Here is a 14217-nt window from a genome sequence, read left to right on the forward strand (position 1 = left end):
TTACAGCGTCACCACCTGCACGCCACCGGGCAGGGCGGGCGCTGCGGGGAGCTCTTCCTCATCGAAGGCCAGGTCGCCGTTCTCGTCTGGCACGCCGGTGGCCTTCAGGTGCTTGAAGTCGTGCAGCTTGGCGTCCATCAGGTGCGATGGCACCACGTTCTGCAGCGCGGTGAACATGGTCTCCAGCCGGCCGGGGAATTTCTTGTCCCACTCGCGCAGCAGGTTGCCGATCTGCTTGCGCTGCAGGTTCTCCTGGCTGCCGCACAGGGTGCAGGGGATGATGGGGAAAGCCTTGTGCTCGGCCCAGCGGATCAGGTCCTTCTCGACCACATAGGCCATGGGGCGGATCACGATGAATTCGCCGTTGTCGCTGGTGAGCTTCGGCGGCATGCCCTTCAACTTGCCGCCGAAGAACATGTTGAGGAAAAAGGTCTGCAGCATGTCGTCGCGGTGGTGGCCCAGGGCGAGTTTGTTGCACTTGAGCTGGCGCGCCACGCTGTAGAGGATGCCGCGGCGCAGCCGGCTGCACAGGCTGCACATGGTCTTGCCCTCGGGGACCTTGTCCTTGACGATGGAGTAGGTGTCCTGGGTCTCGATGTGGAACTCGATGCCCAGGTTTTTCAGGTACTCGGGCAGGATGTGGTCGGGGAAACCGGGCTGTTTCTGGTCCAGGTTGACGGCCACCAGCGTGAAGTCGATCGGCGCACGGGCCTTGAGCTTCATGAGGATGTCGAGCATGCCGTAGCTGTCCTTGCCGCCGGACATGCAGACCATGACACGGTCGCCTTCCTCGATCATGTTGTAGTCCATGATGGCCTGGCCGACGTTGCGGCACAGGCGCTTTTCGAGCTTGTGCGTTTCGCGCTCGATCTTCAGGGCCTTGTCATTGCTGACGGCCGGTTCATTGTCTATCCAGACGGCACTCATCATTCTCTCCATGGGCATGTGCCCGACATGGGGTGGGAACCCCATTTCACCTGTTTGGTTCCGTCACCAGATGCCGGTTTCGGCGCGGATGGCGACTTCGCAGTCGTCGAAAATTTCCAGCTTGACGATCTTCACGCGCACGCCGATCACGCCGGGCAGCTGCAGCAGGCGGTCGGCCAGCTTGCCGATCATGCTTTCCAGCAGGTTCATGTGCTCGGAGCGGCATTCGTCGATGATGATCTGGCGCACCTTGCGGTAGTCCAGCACGTGGTTGATGTCGTCATCGTGCGGCCGCAGGGGTTGCGGCCCGAGGTTGAGTTCGGCATCGACCTGGATGGGCTGCGGTGCGGCCTTCTCGTGGTCGAGGATGCCCAGGTTGGCGTCGAAGCGCAAACCGGTGAGCGTGAGGATCTGGGTGCCTTGGGTCATGACGCGCTGCGCTTACATCATCGAAAAGTCGCGCTGGAAGCGCATGAGGTGCTGGCCGCCGTCCACCAGCAGCGTGGTGCCGGTGATGGACGCGTTTTCCAGCGCGAATTTCACCGCGCCGGCTACGTCTTCGGGGGTGGAGGAGCGACCCAGCGGCGAGAGCTTGTGCAGGGCTTCGAACTTCTCCGGGCTCAGGTACTCGCTGGTCAGCGTGAGGCCGGGCGCCACGCCCACCACCCGCACATCGGGCGCCAGCGCCAGGGCCAGCATGGTGTTGGCCGCTTCCAGCGCGGCCTTGGACAGGGTGTAGCTCAGGAAGTCCGGGTTCTGGTTCCACAGCTTCTGGTCCAGCATGTTGACCACGACCCCCTTGCCCGCACGCTCCCGCACATGGGTGTGCAGGGCCTGCGCCAGCAGGATGGGCGCGCCCGTGTTGGCGCGCAGGTGCTTTTCGAGCGCGGCGTAGCCGAAGGTCGCGGCGCTGTCGTGCTCGAACAGGGCGGCGCTGTTGACCACCGCTTCGACCTGGCCGAAATGTGCGACCACCCGCGGCAGCAGCGCGCGCACGGCGGCCTCATCGGCCAGATCGGCGTCGAAGGCGGCAGCCTTGACGCCGAGTTGTTCACAGTCGGCCACGGTCAACATGGCCTCGTCCACCGAGCCGCGGTAATGCACGGCCACCTGCCAGCCGGCCTGGGCCAGGGTGAGCGCGATTTCGCGGCCCAGGCGTTTGGCCGAGCCGGTCACGAGCACGGTGCGTGCGGGGGAGGACATTGGGGGACAATTGCGGGGAAATGACGACAGCCGACAGTTTAACGACCACCCTGACATCCCGCATGGTGCAAGCCATCCAGGCGGCCGGGGGCTGGATCGGCTTTGACGATTTCATGAGCCGGGCCCTGTACACGCCGGGCCTGGGTTATTACGCCAACGATCTGCGCAAGCTCGGGCTCATGCCGGGTTCGGGCAGCGATTTCGTCACGGCGCCCGAGCTTTCGCCCCTGTTCGGCCGCGCGCTGGCGGTGCAGGTGGGGCAGGCGCTGGCGCACACGCAGACCGACGAGGTCTGGGAGTTTGGTGCCGGCTCCGGCGCGCTGGCCCTGCAATTGCTGGGCGCCCTGGGCGAGCAGGTCCGCCGTTACACCATCGTGGATCTCTCGGGGGCGCTGCGCGCGCGCCAGCAGCAGACGCTGCAGTCCTTCGGCGACCGTGTGCAGTGGGTCAGCGAGCTGCCGGCCACGATGCAGGGCGTGGTGGTAGGCAACGAGGTGCTCGACGCCATGCCCGTGCAGCTGCTCGCGCGCGGGGACGGCGTCTGGTACGAGCGGGGTGTGGCACTGGCTGGTGAACGTTTTGCCTGGGCCGACCGGCCGACGGACTTGCGCCCGCCCGTGGAGATCGAGGGCAACTACGACTACCTGACCGAGATCCACTCGCAGGCCGAGGCTTTCATGCGCACCCTGGCCGAACGGCTGCAGCGCGGCGCGGCCTTCTTTCTCGACTACGGTTTTCCCGAGGCCGAGTATTACCACCCGCAACGCCACATGGGCACGGTGATGTGCCATCGCGGTCACCGGGCCGACGCCGACCCGCTCGTCGAGGTGGGTCTCAAGGACATCACGGCCCACGTCAATTTCACGGGCATCGCGCTGGCGGCGCAGGAGGCCGGCCTGTCCGTGCTGGGGTACAGCTCGCAGGCGCGTTTCCTGCTCAACTGCGGGCTGGCCCAGCTGATGGAGCAGGCCGAGCTGCCGCTGCGCGCCCAGGCGCACAAGCTGGTCATGGAGCACGAGATGGGCGAGCTGTTCAAGGTCATCGGCCTGAGCACCGGCGAGCCCTGGCTGGCTTCGGGCTTTTCCGCCGGCGACCGCACCCACACACTCTGAACCCGACCTACACCATGTTCCGCTGGCTGCTCGCCATTTTCATCATCCTGTTGCTTGTCAACGCTGTCACGCCGTGGTTCAAGAAGATCGGTTTCGGCCGCCTGCCCGGTGACCTGAACTTCACGCTCTTCGGGCGCGAGTTCAATCTGCCTTTCACCACCACCATCATCCTGAGCCTGGTGGCCGTGGGCATTGCAAAACTCATCTGAGCCAGGCTTGAAAGGGGTACCCCCGGCCCTATATGGTCAGGATGAAAGGGCCCACCATGAGCGAAACGCGCCACATCGTCTGTCCACACTGCCACACCACCAACCGCGTCAAGGTCGAAGACCTGGGCAAGGCACCCGACTGCGGTGGCTGCCATCAGCCCCTGTTTGCCGGCCATCCTGTGGTGCTGGACGAAGCCGCCTTCGAGCGGCACATCGGCCGCAGCGAGGTGCCGGTGCTGGTGGATTTCTGGGCGCCCTGGTGCGGCCCCTGCCGCATGATGGCGCCTGCCTTCGAGCAGGCCGCAGCCCAGCTGGAGCCGCAGCTGCGCCTGGCCAAGGTCAACACCGAAGACGAACAGAACCTCGCTGCGCGCTTCAACATCCGCAGCATCCCCACGCTGGCGCTGTTTGTCGGCGGGCGCGAGGTGGCACGCCAGCCCGGCGCCATGACCTCACCGGCGCAGATTGCTGCCTGGGTCAAGTCCCATCTGCGTTAAACGGCCTGTTCAGGCCTCGATGGTCCACGTGCGTGTACAGGCGCGGCAGCGCACCTCGGTCTGGCTGCTGCGCCGGTCTTCGCCGAGCACCTCGAAACGGGCATAGGTGCCGCAGTCCGGGCAGTTGGCCTGGTTGGCCACTTCCTCGGCGTGCATGAGCAGGTAGAGGTAGCGACGCAGCGACCACAGGCCGATGGCGCCGCTGGCGATGAAGAGCAGCACGTCCAGCAGTTTTTCCTCCAGCGTGCCGCCCTTGAAGACTTCCAGCATGCCGATCAGCGCGATGCTGCACAGCAGGGTCAGCAGCAGGTGGGCGTGGCTGGAGAGCAGCTCGCGCTCGTACCACTTGCGAAAACCGAAACGGCGCACACCCTCGGCCAGTGGGGGGTTGAAGGGGTTGCGGGGCGGGGAGGCCATGCACCCATCATGCGGCCAGGATCGCTTGCATGGCGGGCCGTTTGCAGCACCCGAGCGGGCCGCTTGGTTATTCGGCCGGGGGGCTACCCTGTTCTTCGTGCGGCAGACCCAGGTGTTGCGCCACGGCCCCGGCACGGGCCGCATGAATGATCTCGCCCACCTTCTTGCCGCTGTGACCCTGGGCCAGGGCGTGTTCGGCAATGGCCTGCGTGGGCAGGGCCAGCACGGTCTCCAGCACACCCTGCAGGCGTGTCGCCTGCGGATAGGGTTCCTGCTCCAGGCCCAGGCGACCTCGCGCATCGCACTCACAGGCCTGCAGTACCTCGGTAAAACGCTGCGGCTTGCGGATGGCGTCGCAGCGCTCCAGCAGGCGCAGCAGGGCGGTGGCGCCCAGCGTGCCGCTGCGGTGGATGTTGCCGTGCTCGCGTGCCACCACGTCGGCCAGTTCTGCGCAGGCTATGGGCACGCGCAGGCGCTCGCACAGGCCCTTGAGCAGGCGCGCGCTGCGGGCTTCATGGGCGATATGGCGCGGTAATTCCTCTACAGGCGTAGTGCCCTTGCCCAGGTCGTGGCCCAGGCAGGCGAAACGCACCGTCAGCGGCGCGTTCAACCTGGCCGCCATGTCCAGCACCATCATCAGGTGCAGACCGGTATCGATCTCGGGGTGGTGCTGCTCGGGTTGCGGCACGCCCCAGAGGCGGTCCACTTCGGGCAGCAAGCGCTTGAGGGCGCCGCAGGCACGCAGCACGTCGAACATGCGCGAAGGTTGTTCTTCCATCAGGCCGCGGCTGAGTTCCTGCCAGACGCGCTCGGCCACCAGGTGGTCGACTTCGCCGTCCTCCACCATGTGGCGCATCAGCGCCATCGTTTCGGGCGCCACGGTGAAGTCGGTGAAGCGCGCGGACAGACGCGCCACGCGCAGGATGCGCACCGGGTCTTCGCGGAAGGCTGGCGTCACGTGGCGGAACACCCGCTGTTCGATGTCGCGCTGCCCGTGGTACGGGTCGGTGAGGTGCGTGGTGTCGAAGGAACCATCGGGCCGGCACTGGCTGCTGTGCACGGCGATGGCGTTGACGGTCAGGTCGCGCCGCGCCAGGTCTTCCTCCAGCGTCACGTCGGGCGAGGTGTGGATGGCGAAACCCTTGTAGCCGCGTGCCGTCTTGCGCTCGGTACGCGCCAGCGCGTGCTCTTCCTTCGTCACCGGGTGCAGGAAGACCGGGAAGTCCTTGCCCACGGGCACGAAACCCTGGGCGACCATCTCCTCGGGGGTGGTTCCCACCACCACCCAGTCGTGGTCCTGGACCGGCAAGCCGAGCAGGGCGTCGCGCACCGCGCCACCCACCATGTAGATCTGCATGTCCGGAAGTCTAGCGCTTGAGGCGGTACGGTTCTTCGAAGGCGCGGAAGTCGGCCTCGGCTTTGGCGTCGGCGATCCACGCGGCCACGCCCGGCAGGGCGGCGACACGCTCCACGTAGGCGGCGATGGCCGGCGGTACGGGCAGGCCATAGGTCTTCAGGCGCATGCAGACCGGCGCAAAGTAGGCGTCGGCGATGGAGAAGTGGCCGAAGAGCAGCGGTCCGCCATGGGCCTGGAGCAGTTCGCTCCACATGGCCACCAGGCGCTCCACGTCGGCGCGTACGGCCGGTTGATCGCGCCAGATCAACGTGCCTACCTCGGGCAGGGACGCCTCGATGTTCTGCGGGCAGTGGCTGCGCAGGGCAGAGAAACCTGAGTGCATCTCGGCGCAGACGCTGCGCGCGCGGGCACGGGCCGCCTTATCGGCTGGCCAGAGTCGTTCCTCGGGGAACTGCTCGGCCAGGTATTCGGCGATGGCCAGGGTGTCCCAGATGACAAGTTCGCCATCCGTCAGCACCGGCACCTTGCCTACGGGGTTGAGCCGGGCCAGGGTCTGCTTGAACTGCGAGCCGGCGTCGAAGGAGTCGAAGCGCACCAGCACCTCTTCGAACGGGATGCCGGCCTGGCGCAGCAGCACCCAGGGCCGCATGGACCAGGACGAATAGTTCTTGTTGCCGATGGTGAGCTTGAGCATGGGCCCCTCCTTGTCTGGAGGGCCATGTTAGCGCTAGCGGCGCCGGAAGCGGCTGCGCAGCGCCAGCAGCGGGTCGTCGTTGCCGAGGTAAGCCGGCGCCACAGCAGCCGGCCCGGTGGGCGTGATGCCCAGGGCAGCGAAACCGGGCACACGGCCGGTGAGCACGTTGTCGACTTTCATCGAATCGAGGTTGTCGCGGCTCATCAGCGGCTGGCCCGGGGTCAACTCCATCATCAGCGCCTGCAGCCGGCCGATGGCCATGGGCAGCGCGATCACGGGGCGCGGCACACCGGCGGCGCGGCCGGCCAGCTGCACCAGCGCCTTGAGCGTGTGGACGCCGGGGCCGCCGAGTTCGTAGGTCAGGCCGATGGTGCGCGTGTCCTGCAGGCAATGCACCATGGCCCGGGCCACGTCCTCGACCCAGACCGGCTGGAAACGGGCGCCGGCACCGGCCAGCGGCATCACGGGGAAGACGCGCTGCAGCGCGGCGAAGAGGTTGAGGAAGCGGTCGTCGGCGCCGAAGATCACGCTGGGGCGCAACACGGTGAGTTGCAGGCCCTGGGCCGCGGCTTGCTGCAGCGCGGCTTCGCCGCGTGACTTGCTGCGCAGGTAACGCGAGGGGGCGGTGTCGGTTGCGGCCGGTTCGGCGCCCAGCGCGCTGACATGCACCAGGCGTTTCACGCCGGTGGTCAGGCAGGCGCGTGCCAGCTTCTCCGGCAGTTCGACATGGCTGCGCTGGAAGGCGGCTTCATCGCCGTGCAGGATGGCCACCAGGTTGATGACCGCATCGTGGCCGACGAGCAGCTGGCGCAGCGTGGCCTCGTCGTGCACGTCGGCTTCGAGCACCGTGAGGCGCGGCAGGTGTTGCACCGCGCTGGCGTTGGCGGCGCGGCGCGTGGGCACGGTCATGGACCAGCCCAGGCGCGCCAGATGTTCGCAGATGTGGCGGCCGACGAAACCCGTACCGCCCAGCAGGAGCACACGCTTCATGGCAGTTCTTCGGCGGGTTCGGGCTTGTCCATTCCCAGCGGGCCGACAAAACCCAGGCGGGCCTTGAGCGATTGGGGCTCGCCCGTCAGCACGGCAGCGTAGTTCACCGTGTTGGACAGCACCTTCTTGACGTAGTCGCGTGTTTCGCCGAAGGGGATGTTCTCGGTCCAGATGGCGGCTTCGAGCACCGGATCGCCGGTCTGGCCGCGCCAGACCTTGGAGCGGCTGGGGCCGGCGTTGTAGGCCGCCGCGGCCAGGGGCATGGAGCCGTCGAAGGCATCGAGCACCAGCTTGAGATAACCCGTGCCGATGGCGATGTTGGTGTCGCGTTCGGTGATCTGCTTGGGCTTGAAGTTGTTCATGCCGATGCGCCGGGCCGTCCAGCGTGCCGTGGCGGGCATGACCTGCATCAGGCCGGCCGCGCCCACGCCGGACTTGGCGTCGGGGATGAAGCGGCTTTCCTGACGGATCAGTCCGTAGACAAAGGCCGGCTCCAGGCCTGTGGAGCTGGCGCGTTGCTGCACTTCCTGTTTGAAGGGGGTGGGGAAACGCTGTGAGACGTCGATCACCGTACGGGTGCGCTCGCTGGCGTTGATGCAGCGGTCCCAGACGTGCAGTTCGCAGGCCACGGCGGCGGCGGCCAGCAGTTCGCGGTCGCTCATGCCGCCGCGCTGGTGCAGGTTGGTGCTGTAGTTCCACTCACGCACGCCTTCCGTGCGCAGGCCGATGCCGATGGCGTGCAGCGCGCGCTTGAGGCCTTCGTTGTCACGGGCGGCCTGCAGCTCCTCTTCGCTCAGCGGCGCCGGTGCGGCCGGTGCGCTGATGCGCTGGCCGAGCTCTTCCATGGCCAGCTGCTCGTAGAAACCGCGCGGCGAGGCGATGGACTGCAGCAGGGTGCGCGCGCGCAGTTCGGCGTTGGTGGCCTGCAGCGCGAGCAGGGCGCGGGCGCGCCAGTAGATCCAGGTCGGGTCGCGCATTTGCGATTCGCTTAAAGCGGCGATGCTGTCGTGCACCTGCTGCCAGTCGTTGGCACGCAGGGCGGCACGCACCTTCCACACGAGGTGGTCGCTGTGCATGTGCATGTCCTGCCCGTTGGCGTAGTAGCTCAGGGCCTTGTCCGAGAGCGTGCGTGCGGCCCGCTTGCCGATCACCCCCCAGACCCAGCTGCGCTCCTCCTGCGTGAGCTGGGCGCGCCAGCGCAGCTTGCTCACCTCTTCAGCCGCCGCCTCAGGGTCGCTGGAGGCCAGGCGGATCATGGCCAGGGTCACCCATTCGCGGGTCTTGGGACGGAAGGCGGTGAGCTTTTCGTCCAGGTAGCGCTTGGGGTTGGTGTAGAGGATGTTGAGGCCGTTGGCCCAGTCCGGGTTGAGCAGGCTGATGGCCTGCTGGGCGATGCGCGGTTTGTCGAATTCGAAACCCAGGCGAGCGCGGCGCCAGGCCACCATGGGGTCGAGTTTCTCGTCCTTGATCAGGCGCTCGGCGGCGGCGGCGCAGCCGTCATCCGGGTCGCGCTGGGCCAGCCAGAGCTCCTGCACCTGGGCGGCCACGTCCTCGTTGCTGGTGGCGTAAGCGGCGTGCAGGGCGTGGCAGCGGACTTCCACGTCGTCGCCCATGCGGTAGCGGGGCAGTTCGGCCGTGAAACGGGTCCAGTCGCGGCGCTTGCCCAGTTGCAGCAGCCAGTCGTTGCGCAGGCGGTCTTCCTGGTAGGTGCCGGCATAACGGCTCAGGAAGTTCTCGACTTCGGCCGGCTTGGCGTCTTCCAGGCGGGCGCTGAGCTCCCAGTAGGCGGCCCAGGGCTCCAGCACATGGCCCTGGACCTGGGGCAGCAGGGCGGCCAGGCGCTTGTTGTCGGGCTTCTTGTAGGCTTCGGCCATGTCGGTGATCAGCGCGTCCTGATCGGGCTTGACCCGGGTCTTCGCTTTGGTCGATGCGGCAGCCGCGGGCAGGGCCAGGCCCAGCGCCAAAGCGATAGCTGTCAGAATGACTTGAAACTGCATGTGGAAATTATGGACACATCCGAGGCAAAAAGGGCGCAAGAGAAGAAAAACCTGCGCCAGCGGCTCATTACTGAACGTTTGAACCTGCCCGATCGCCTACAGCGTGCGGCACTTTTGCAACAGGTCATGCGCATCTGGCTGGTGGGGCGCAGCGATCTCGTGATTGGCGCCTACTGGCCCATCAAGGGCGAATTCGATCCCCTGCCGGCCCTGCACCGCTGGAAAGAGGACGGCGAGCTGCTCGACAACCCGCAGCCGCGGCGCATCGGCCTGCCCGTGATCGACAAGGTGCACAAGACCCTGACCTTCCACGCCTGGTACCCCGGTTGCCCGATGGAGGAGGATGCCTACGGCATCCCCAAGCCCAAGGACACGGAGATCATCGTGCCCACCCTGCTCTTCGTGCCCTGCGTGGGCTACGGGCCGGGCGGCTACCGCCTGGGTTACGGCGGCGGTTTCTACGACCGTACCCTGGCCACCCTGCAGCCCAAACCCTACACCGTGGGGCTGGGCTACACCCAGGGTTATCTGGACGATTTCGAGCCCGAGCCACACGACGTGCCGCTGGAGGCCATCCTCAACGACAACGGCGTGGTGTGGCCGGTGGCCGGGATGGCTTGAGCGTCCCGGCGCGGGTTGCGCTATCCGTAATGCGTTACGCCTAAGTAAAATCTGCGTTTTCGCCTCACGGCGTGTCCCCCGGAGTTCCCATGAGCAAAGCCTTTGCCTCGCAAGCCGACCTGACCGACAAGAAAACCACCTTCGAGCAGCTCAGCCCCCACTGCTGGGCCTACACCACCGAGGGCGACCCGAACTCGGGTGTCATCATCGGCGAGCGTTTCATCATGGTCAGCGACGCCACCGCCACCCCGGCCATGGCACGCGACCTGATCGCCAAGATCCGCACCGTCAGCGACCTGCCCATCAAGTACGTGCTGCTCACGCACTACCACGCGGTGCGCGTGCTGGGTGCCTATGCCTATGCGGCCGAGGGCGCCACCGAGATCATTGCCAGCCAGGGCACGCTGGAGCTGATCCGCGAGCGCGGCGCGCAGGACATGAAGAGCGAGATGGAGCGCTTCCCGCGCCTGTTCCGCAACGCCGAGACCGTGCCGGGCCTGACCTGGCCCACCATGGTCATCGGCGGCGGCAACCCCGTGAAAGGCGAGGTGCCGGGCAAGCTGTCCATCAACCTGGGCGGCGTGGTGGTGCAGATCTGGAGCCCCGGCCCCGGCCACACGCGCGGCGACACCATCGCCTGGGTCGAAGAGGAAAAAGTGCTGTATTCGGGCGACCTGGTCGAGTACGAGGCCGGCGTCTACACGGGCGACGCGCAACTGGCCGAATGGCCGACCACGCTGGAGGCCCTGCGCGCGCTCAAGGCGGAGTACATCGTGCCCGGCCGCGGCGAGGCCATGAAGGGCCATGCCAACGTCAACAAGGCGCTGGACTACACCAAGCGCTGGGTCGAGACGCTCTACAAGGCGGGCAAGGAAGCCGTGGCGCAAGGCATGGACCTGAAAGCCGCCATGGCCCACACGCGCAAGAGCATGGATCCGGTGTTCGGCCATGTCTTCATCTACGAGCACTGCCTGCCGTTTGACGTGAGCCGCGCCTATGACGAGGCCAGCGGCATCAAGAACCCGCGCATCTGGACCGCCGAGCGTGACCAGGCCATGTGGGCCGCGCTGCAAAACTGAGAACTTGCGAATAAATCTACTGCGCGGCCCCATCGCCGCGTTGGGCGGTGCTCGCCATCCTCACGTACCTGAAGTACGTTCCGGTGGCTGCGCTCCGTCCGCCTTGCGCTAGGGCCGCTCGCTACGATTTCTTCACAAGTTCTGCGCCGCTTGCTCCTCACTGGCAGGACGCTGCCAGGCCCTTCATCTGCTGCTCGCACTGCGCACGTGAGGACTCGGGCAGGCTGGCGCAGCGGGCCAGCATCCTGGCCGGGTCCATCTGCTTGCACATGGGGCTGTTCTTGTCGAACTGCATCATCGCATCGCCCTTGCAGGCGCCGGCGTGGGTGTAGCGGACCTTGAAGCTGCGCTGCTTGCCGTCCTTGCTGACGGTGCTGTCCATCAGGTAGCTCTTCTCGCTCTCGCGCGTCATGAGCATGCGCGAGCTCCCGCCGTCCTTGCAGCTGACCTCGATCTCGGCCTGGCTGTCGGTGTTGCGCAGGATCTTGGGTGTGCACCGCGGGTCTTCCGCTGGCGTGTTCCTGGACATCTGCCTGGCCACGTCCATGCACAGGCCGGTCTGGCCCATGGCCGCTGCACCGCGGGCCATCTGCGGGTCGTCGCTGGAGATCAGTTCCATGCGCCACAGGCCCTGCCCCATGGGGGTGGACTTGAACAGCTTGAGTTCGGACAGCGGGCCGGCCGCCTGGCCCGTGCCGGCCAGTGTCAGGCCGACCAGCAGGACAACACGCAGAAGGCCAAGGATGAAACGGTGCATGGCGAACCTCCAGTCTGGATGGGTTCGGACCATTCTCGCAGAGCGATCCTGGCGTGGCCAGCGTTTCAGCCCGGTGCGATAAGGGCCTGCAGGTCGGCCTCGTAGCCCCGCAGCCGCTCGACCAGCCGGCGCCGTTGTGCCTCGCTGGCGCTGTTGTGCAGGGCGGCGATGGTCTGGCAGCCCTCCTGCAGCATGCGTTCGAACTGCTCGCGCGCGGCGGGCTCGGGCGGCTCCAGGCTGCGTTGCACCAGGGCCAGCATTTCGGCCTTGATGTGGGCCGGGCGCTCGCCCTGCCGGTGTTCCTGCAGCACGCGCAGCGTGTCCTGCTGGCGGCGCAGGCGCTCGGCCCAGGCCAGGCGCGCGTCGAAGCTGGAGGCCGTGATGCGCTGGCGCAGCAAGGTGGTCTGGGCCTCACTCAGGCTGCCGTAGAAATCCTCGTAGCGGTCCACGGTGCGCTCCAGGCGCCGCGTCAGCAACTCGGCCGGGCTGCCGTCCAGCCATTCCTCGCGCCACTTGCGGTTGTGTTTCTCGAATTGCCGGTCCAGGTGGCGCAACTGCGCGGTCTGCAAGGTGGGCGCCAGCCGGGCCAGGCCTTCGGCGCTTTGTTCCCCCAGGCGCTGCAGGTGCACGCGGACCTGGGCCAGGTGCGTGCAGACCTGTTCGGGGGTGACCGGCCCGGCCGCCTGTTGCTGCATGCGCTGGAGCAGATCGGCATAGGCGGGCAGTTCCTGGCGGCGGTGCCAGGCATGGAGGGTGTCCAGACTGTCGCGTACCGGCCGGGCCTGGGCCTCGTTGAAGTCGATGTAGCCGTCCAGCCACCAGTAGAGCAGGGTGGGGGCGTTGTTGTAGCCGGTTTGCACGGCGCTGCAGCCGGCCAGCACAAGCAGCAGCAGCGCACCGATAATGCGGGGCAGGAAACTCAACATCACGGTGGACAAGCGCATGAAGCAGAACGGACAGGCAGTGGATGTGGCCATCATGGCCGCGGGCAAGGGCACGCGCATGAAAAGCAGGCTGCCCAAAGTGTTGCACCGTTTGGCCGGTCGTGCATTGTTGCAGCATGTGGTGGACACGGCGGCAGGGTTGAATGCCCGGCGTGTGGTGGTGATCACGGGCCATGGCGCCGCCGAGGTCGAGGCCGGCGTGGTGCACCCGGGCGGTGGTTTGCTGCAGTTCGTGCGCCAGGAGCCGCAGCTGGGCACCGGCCATGCGGTGCAGCAGGCGGTGCCGGCGCTGCCGGATGACGGCATCGTGGTGGTGCTGTCGGGCGACGTGCCGCTGACGGAAGGCACCACCCTGCGCGCGCTGATCGACGCCTGCGGCGGCGACAAGCTGGCCCTGCTGACCATTGCCTTCGACGACCCCACGGGTTATGGCCGCATCGTGCGCGCCGCGAATGGCGAAGTACAGGCCATCGTGGAGCACAAGGACGCCAGCGAGGCCCAGCGCGCCATCCAGGAGATCTACAGCGGCATCATGGCCGTGCCGGCCCGGCTGCTCAAGCCCTGGCTGGCGCAACTCGACAACAAGAACGCACAAGGCGAGTACTACCTGACCGACGTGGTGAAGTTCGCGGTGGCACAGGGTGTGCCCGTGGTGGCGCACAAGATCAGCGACGCGCTGCAGGTGGCCGGCATCAACAGCCCGGTGCAGCTGGCCGAACTGGAGCGCGCGCACCAGCAGCGCGTGGCCAGGACATTGATGGAGCAGGGCGTGCGTCTGGCCGACCCGGCACGCCTGGATGTGCGTGGCGAACTGCTGTGCGGACAGGACGTGGAGATCGACATCAACTGCATCTTCGCCGGCCGGGTGGAGCTGGGCGAGGGCGTGAAGGTTGGCGCACACTGCACGATCAGCAATGCGCGCATCGGCGCCGGTGCGGTGATCCACCCCTATACCCACATCGAAGGCGGCTTCGCCGAGAAGGAGCGTGTCGAGGTCGGCGCCGGTGCCCTGGTCGGCCCCTACGCCCGGCTGCGCCCCGGCGCCAAGCTGGGCGACGAGGTGCACATCGGCAACTTCGTCGAGATCAAGGCGGCCACGCTGGCCAAGGGTGCCAAGGCCAACCACCTGGCTTATATCGGCGACACGAAAGTGGGCGAGCGTGTGAACTACGGCGCTGGCAGCATCACGGCCAACTACGACGGCGCCAACAAGCACACCACGGTGATCGAGGCCGACGTGCACATCGGCAGCAACTGCGTGCTGATCGCCCCCGTCACCATCGGCGCGGGCGGCACGGTGGGCGGCGGCTCCACCATCACCAAGGACACGGCGCCCGGCGCGCTGACCGTGGCGCGCGCCAAGCAGGTCAGCCTGAGCAACTGGAAGCGGCCCGAGAAGAAGAAATGACGCTG

General features: G+C 66.9%; 16 protein-coding genes. 6 read left to right on the forward strand and 10 right to left on the reverse strand.

Annotated elements, in window-relative coordinates:
* The 3 genes from ttcA to AO057_RS06060 all read right to left on the reverse strand — a co-directional run bounded on the left by ttcA (position 1) and on the right by AO057_RS06060 (position 2130).
* On the reverse strand, positions 1-927 hold the full coding sequence (ttcA, locus tag AO057_RS06050) for a tRNA 2-thiocytidine(32) synthetase TtcA (RefSeq protein ID WP_057674779.1): 927 nt from the start codon (positions 925-927) through the stop codon (positions 1-3).
* A gap of 63 nt (positions 928-990) precedes the next feature.
* Positions 991-1356 (reverse strand): dihydroneopterin aldolase, encoded by a 366-nt coding sequence (locus tag AO057_RS06055; RefSeq protein ID WP_057674780.1) that lies wholly within the window; start codon positions 1354-1356, stop codon positions 991-993.
* Between the two features lie 12 nt (positions 1357-1368).
* Complete coding sequence (locus AO057_RS06060) at positions 1369-2130, reverse strand: SDR family oxidoreductase (RefSeq protein WP_057674781.1); 762 nt, start codon at positions 2128-2130, stop codon at positions 1369-1371.
* 62 nt (positions 2131-2192) lie between these two features.
* Here AO057_RS06060 and AO057_RS06065 point away from each other — a divergent pair, with 62 nt between their 5' ends.
* Genes AO057_RS06065 through trxC form a run of 3 tightly spaced genes read left to right on the forward strand, consistent with a single transcriptional unit; the run spans position 2193 to position 3948 of the window.
* Entirely contained in the window at positions 2193-3242 is a 1050-nt protein-coding gene (locus AO057_RS06065) for a class I SAM-dependent methyltransferase (protein ID WP_371258262.1), read from the forward strand.
* A 14-nt stretch (positions 3243-3256) separates the two neighbouring features.
* Complete coding sequence (locus AO057_RS06070; protein WP_057674783.1) at positions 3257-3451, forward strand: DUF2905 domain-containing protein; 195 nt, start codon at positions 3257-3259, stop codon at positions 3449-3451.
* A gap of 56 nt (positions 3452-3507) precedes the next feature.
* A complete protein-coding gene (trxC, locus tag AO057_RS06075; RefSeq protein ID WP_057674784.1) occupies positions 3508-3948 on the forward strand; it encodes a thioredoxin TrxC in 441 nt (146 codons plus the stop codon).
* Positions 3949-3957: 9 nt separating this feature from the next.
* Here the strand turns inward: trxC and AO057_RS06080 are convergent, their stop codons facing one another.
* The 5 genes from AO057_RS06080 to AO057_RS06100 form a co-directional block, all read right to left on the reverse strand.
* A complete protein-coding gene (locus AO057_RS06080; protein ID WP_057674785.1) occupies positions 3958-4365 on the reverse strand; it encodes a hypothetical protein in 408 nt (135 codons plus the stop codon).
* A gap of 67 nt (positions 4366-4432) precedes the next feature.
* The gene (locus AO057_RS06085) at positions 4433-5722 is read right to left on the reverse strand and encodes a multifunctional CCA addition/repair protein (protein ID WP_057674786.1); all 1290 of its coding nucleotides are present in this window, start codon (positions 5720-5722) and stop codon (positions 4433-4435) included.
* Between the two features lie 10 nt (positions 5723-5732).
* Entirely contained in the window at positions 5733-6416 is a 684-nt protein-coding gene (locus tag AO057_RS06090) for a glutathione S-transferase family protein (protein ID WP_057674787.1), read from the reverse strand.
* A gap of 33 nt (positions 6417-6449) precedes the next feature.
* A complete protein-coding gene (locus tag AO057_RS06095; RefSeq protein WP_057674788.1) occupies positions 6450-7406 on the reverse strand; it encodes a complex I NDUFA9 subunit family protein in 957 nt (318 codons plus the stop codon).
* The gene (locus tag AO057_RS06100) at positions 7403-9403 is read right to left on the reverse strand and encodes a lytic transglycosylase domain-containing protein (protein ID WP_057674789.1); all 2001 of its coding nucleotides are present in this window, start codon (positions 9401-9403) and stop codon (positions 7403-7405) included. Before AO057_RS06100 ends, AO057_RS06095 begins: the two co-directional genes overlap by 4 nt.
* Before the next feature lie 9 nt (positions 9404-9412).
* On the opposite strand from AO057_RS06100, the gene AO057_RS06105 reads away from it, so the two are divergent.
* Positions 9413-10024 (forward strand): 5-formyltetrahydrofolate cyclo-ligase, encoded by a 612-nt coding sequence (locus AO057_RS06105; RefSeq protein WP_057674790.1) that lies wholly within the window; start codon positions 9413-9415, stop codon positions 10022-10024.
* Positions 10025-10113: 89 nt separating this feature from the next.
* On the forward strand, positions 10114-11103 hold the full coding sequence (locus AO057_RS06110; protein ID WP_057674791.1) for an MBL fold metallo-hydrolase: 990 nt from the start codon (positions 10114-10116) through the stop codon (positions 11101-11103).
* 157 nt (positions 11104-11260) lie between these two features.
* Here AO057_RS06110 and AO057_RS06115 read toward each other — a convergent pair whose 3' ends face one another.
* Together AO057_RS06115 and AO057_RS06120 are read right to left on the reverse strand one after the other, a co-directional pair.
* Positions 11261-11860: a DUF3617 family protein gene (locus AO057_RS06115; RefSeq protein ID WP_057674792.1), complete on the reverse strand. Its 600-nt coding sequence runs from the start codon at positions 11858-11860 to the stop codon at positions 11261-11263.
* Between the two features lie 65 nt (positions 11861-11925).
* Positions 11926-12804: a DUF6279 family lipoprotein gene (locus AO057_RS06120; RefSeq protein ID WP_057674793.1), complete on the reverse strand. Its 879-nt coding sequence runs from the start codon at positions 12802-12804 to the stop codon at positions 11926-11928.
* Between AO057_RS06120 and glmU the strand changes: the two genes are divergently transcribed.
* Complete coding sequence (glmU, locus tag AO057_RS06125; RefSeq protein ID WP_057674794.1) at positions 12803-14212, forward strand: bifunctional UDP-N-acetylglucosamine diphosphorylase/glucosamine-1-phosphate N-acetyltransferase GlmU; 1410 nt, start codon at positions 12803-12805, stop codon at positions 14210-14212. The genes AO057_RS06120 and glmU overlap by 2 nt on opposite strands.
* Positions 14213-14217: the final 5 nt, after the last annotated feature.

Origin of the sequence: Curvibacter sp. PAE-UM, from assembly GCF_001432305.1 — a bacterium.
Lineage (GTDB): Bacteria > Pseudomonadota > Gammaproteobacteria > Burkholderiales > Burkholderiaceae_C > Hylemonella.

What these genes read in the sequence shown, in the direction of transcription:
- AO057_RS06060 (WP_057674781.1), bottom strand. Translation starts at nt 2,130, where the DNA reads ATGTCCTCCCCCGCACGCACCGTGCTCGTGACCGGCTCGGCCAAACGC.
- AO057_RS06065 (WP_371258262.1), top strand. Translation starts at nt 2,193, where the DNA reads ATGGTGCAAGCCATCCAGGCGGCCGGGGGCTGGATCGGCTTTGACGAT.
- AO057_RS06110 (WP_057674791.1), top strand. Translation starts at nt 10,114, where the DNA reads ATGAGCAAAGCCTTTGCCTCGCAAGCCGACCTGACCGACAAGAAAACC.
- AO057_RS06085 (WP_057674786.1), bottom strand. Translation starts at nt 5,722, where the DNA reads ATGCAGATCTACATGGTGGGTGGCGCGGTGCGCGACGCCCTGCTCGGC.
- trxC (WP_057674784.1), top strand. Translation starts at nt 3,508, where the DNA reads ATGAGCGAAACGCGCCACATCGTCTGTCCACACTGCCACACCACCAAC.
- AO057_RS06095 (WP_057674788.1), bottom strand. Translation starts at nt 7,406, where the DNA reads ATGAAGCGTGTGCTCCTGCTGGGCGGTACGGGTTTCGTCGGCCGCCAC.
- AO057_RS06080 (WP_057674785.1), bottom strand. Translation starts at nt 4,365, where the DNA reads ATGGCCTCCCCGCCCCGCAACCCCTTCAACCCCCCACTGGCCGAGGGT.
- AO057_RS06100 (WP_057674789.1), bottom strand. Translation starts at nt 9,403, where the DNA reads ATGCAGTTTCAAGTCATTCTGACAGCTATCGCTTTGGCGCTGGGCCTG.
- AO057_RS06120 (WP_057674793.1), bottom strand. Translation starts at nt 12,804, where the DNA reads ATGCGCTTGTCCACCGTGATGTTGAGTTTCCTGCCCCGCATTATCGGT.
- AO057_RS06090 (WP_057674787.1), bottom strand. Translation starts at nt 6,416, where the DNA reads ATGCTCAAGCTCACCATCGGCAACAAGAACTATTCGTCCTGGTCCATG.
- AO057_RS06055 (WP_057674780.1), bottom strand. Translation starts at nt 1,356, where the DNA reads ATGACCCAAGGCACCCAGATCCTCACGCTCACCGGTTTGCGCTTCGAC.
- AO057_RS06105 (WP_057674790.1), top strand. Translation starts at nt 9,413, where the DNA reads ATGGACACATCCGAGGCAAAAAGGGCGCAAGAGAAGAAAAACCTGCGC.
- glmU (WP_057674794.1), top strand. Translation starts at nt 12,803, where the DNA reads ATGAAGCAGAACGGACAGGCAGTGGATGTGGCCATCATGGCCGCGGGC.
- AO057_RS06115 (WP_057674792.1), bottom strand. Translation starts at nt 11,860, where the DNA reads ATGCACCGTTTCATCCTTGGCCTTCTGCGTGTTGTCCTGCTGGTCGGC.
- ttcA (WP_057674779.1), bottom strand. Translation starts at nt 927, where the DNA reads ATGAGTGCCGTCTGGATAGACAATGAACCGGCCGTCAGCAATGACAAG.
- AO057_RS06070 (WP_057674783.1), top strand. Translation starts at nt 3,257, where the DNA reads ATGTTCCGCTGGCTGCTCGCCATTTTCATCATCCTGTTGCTTGTCAAC.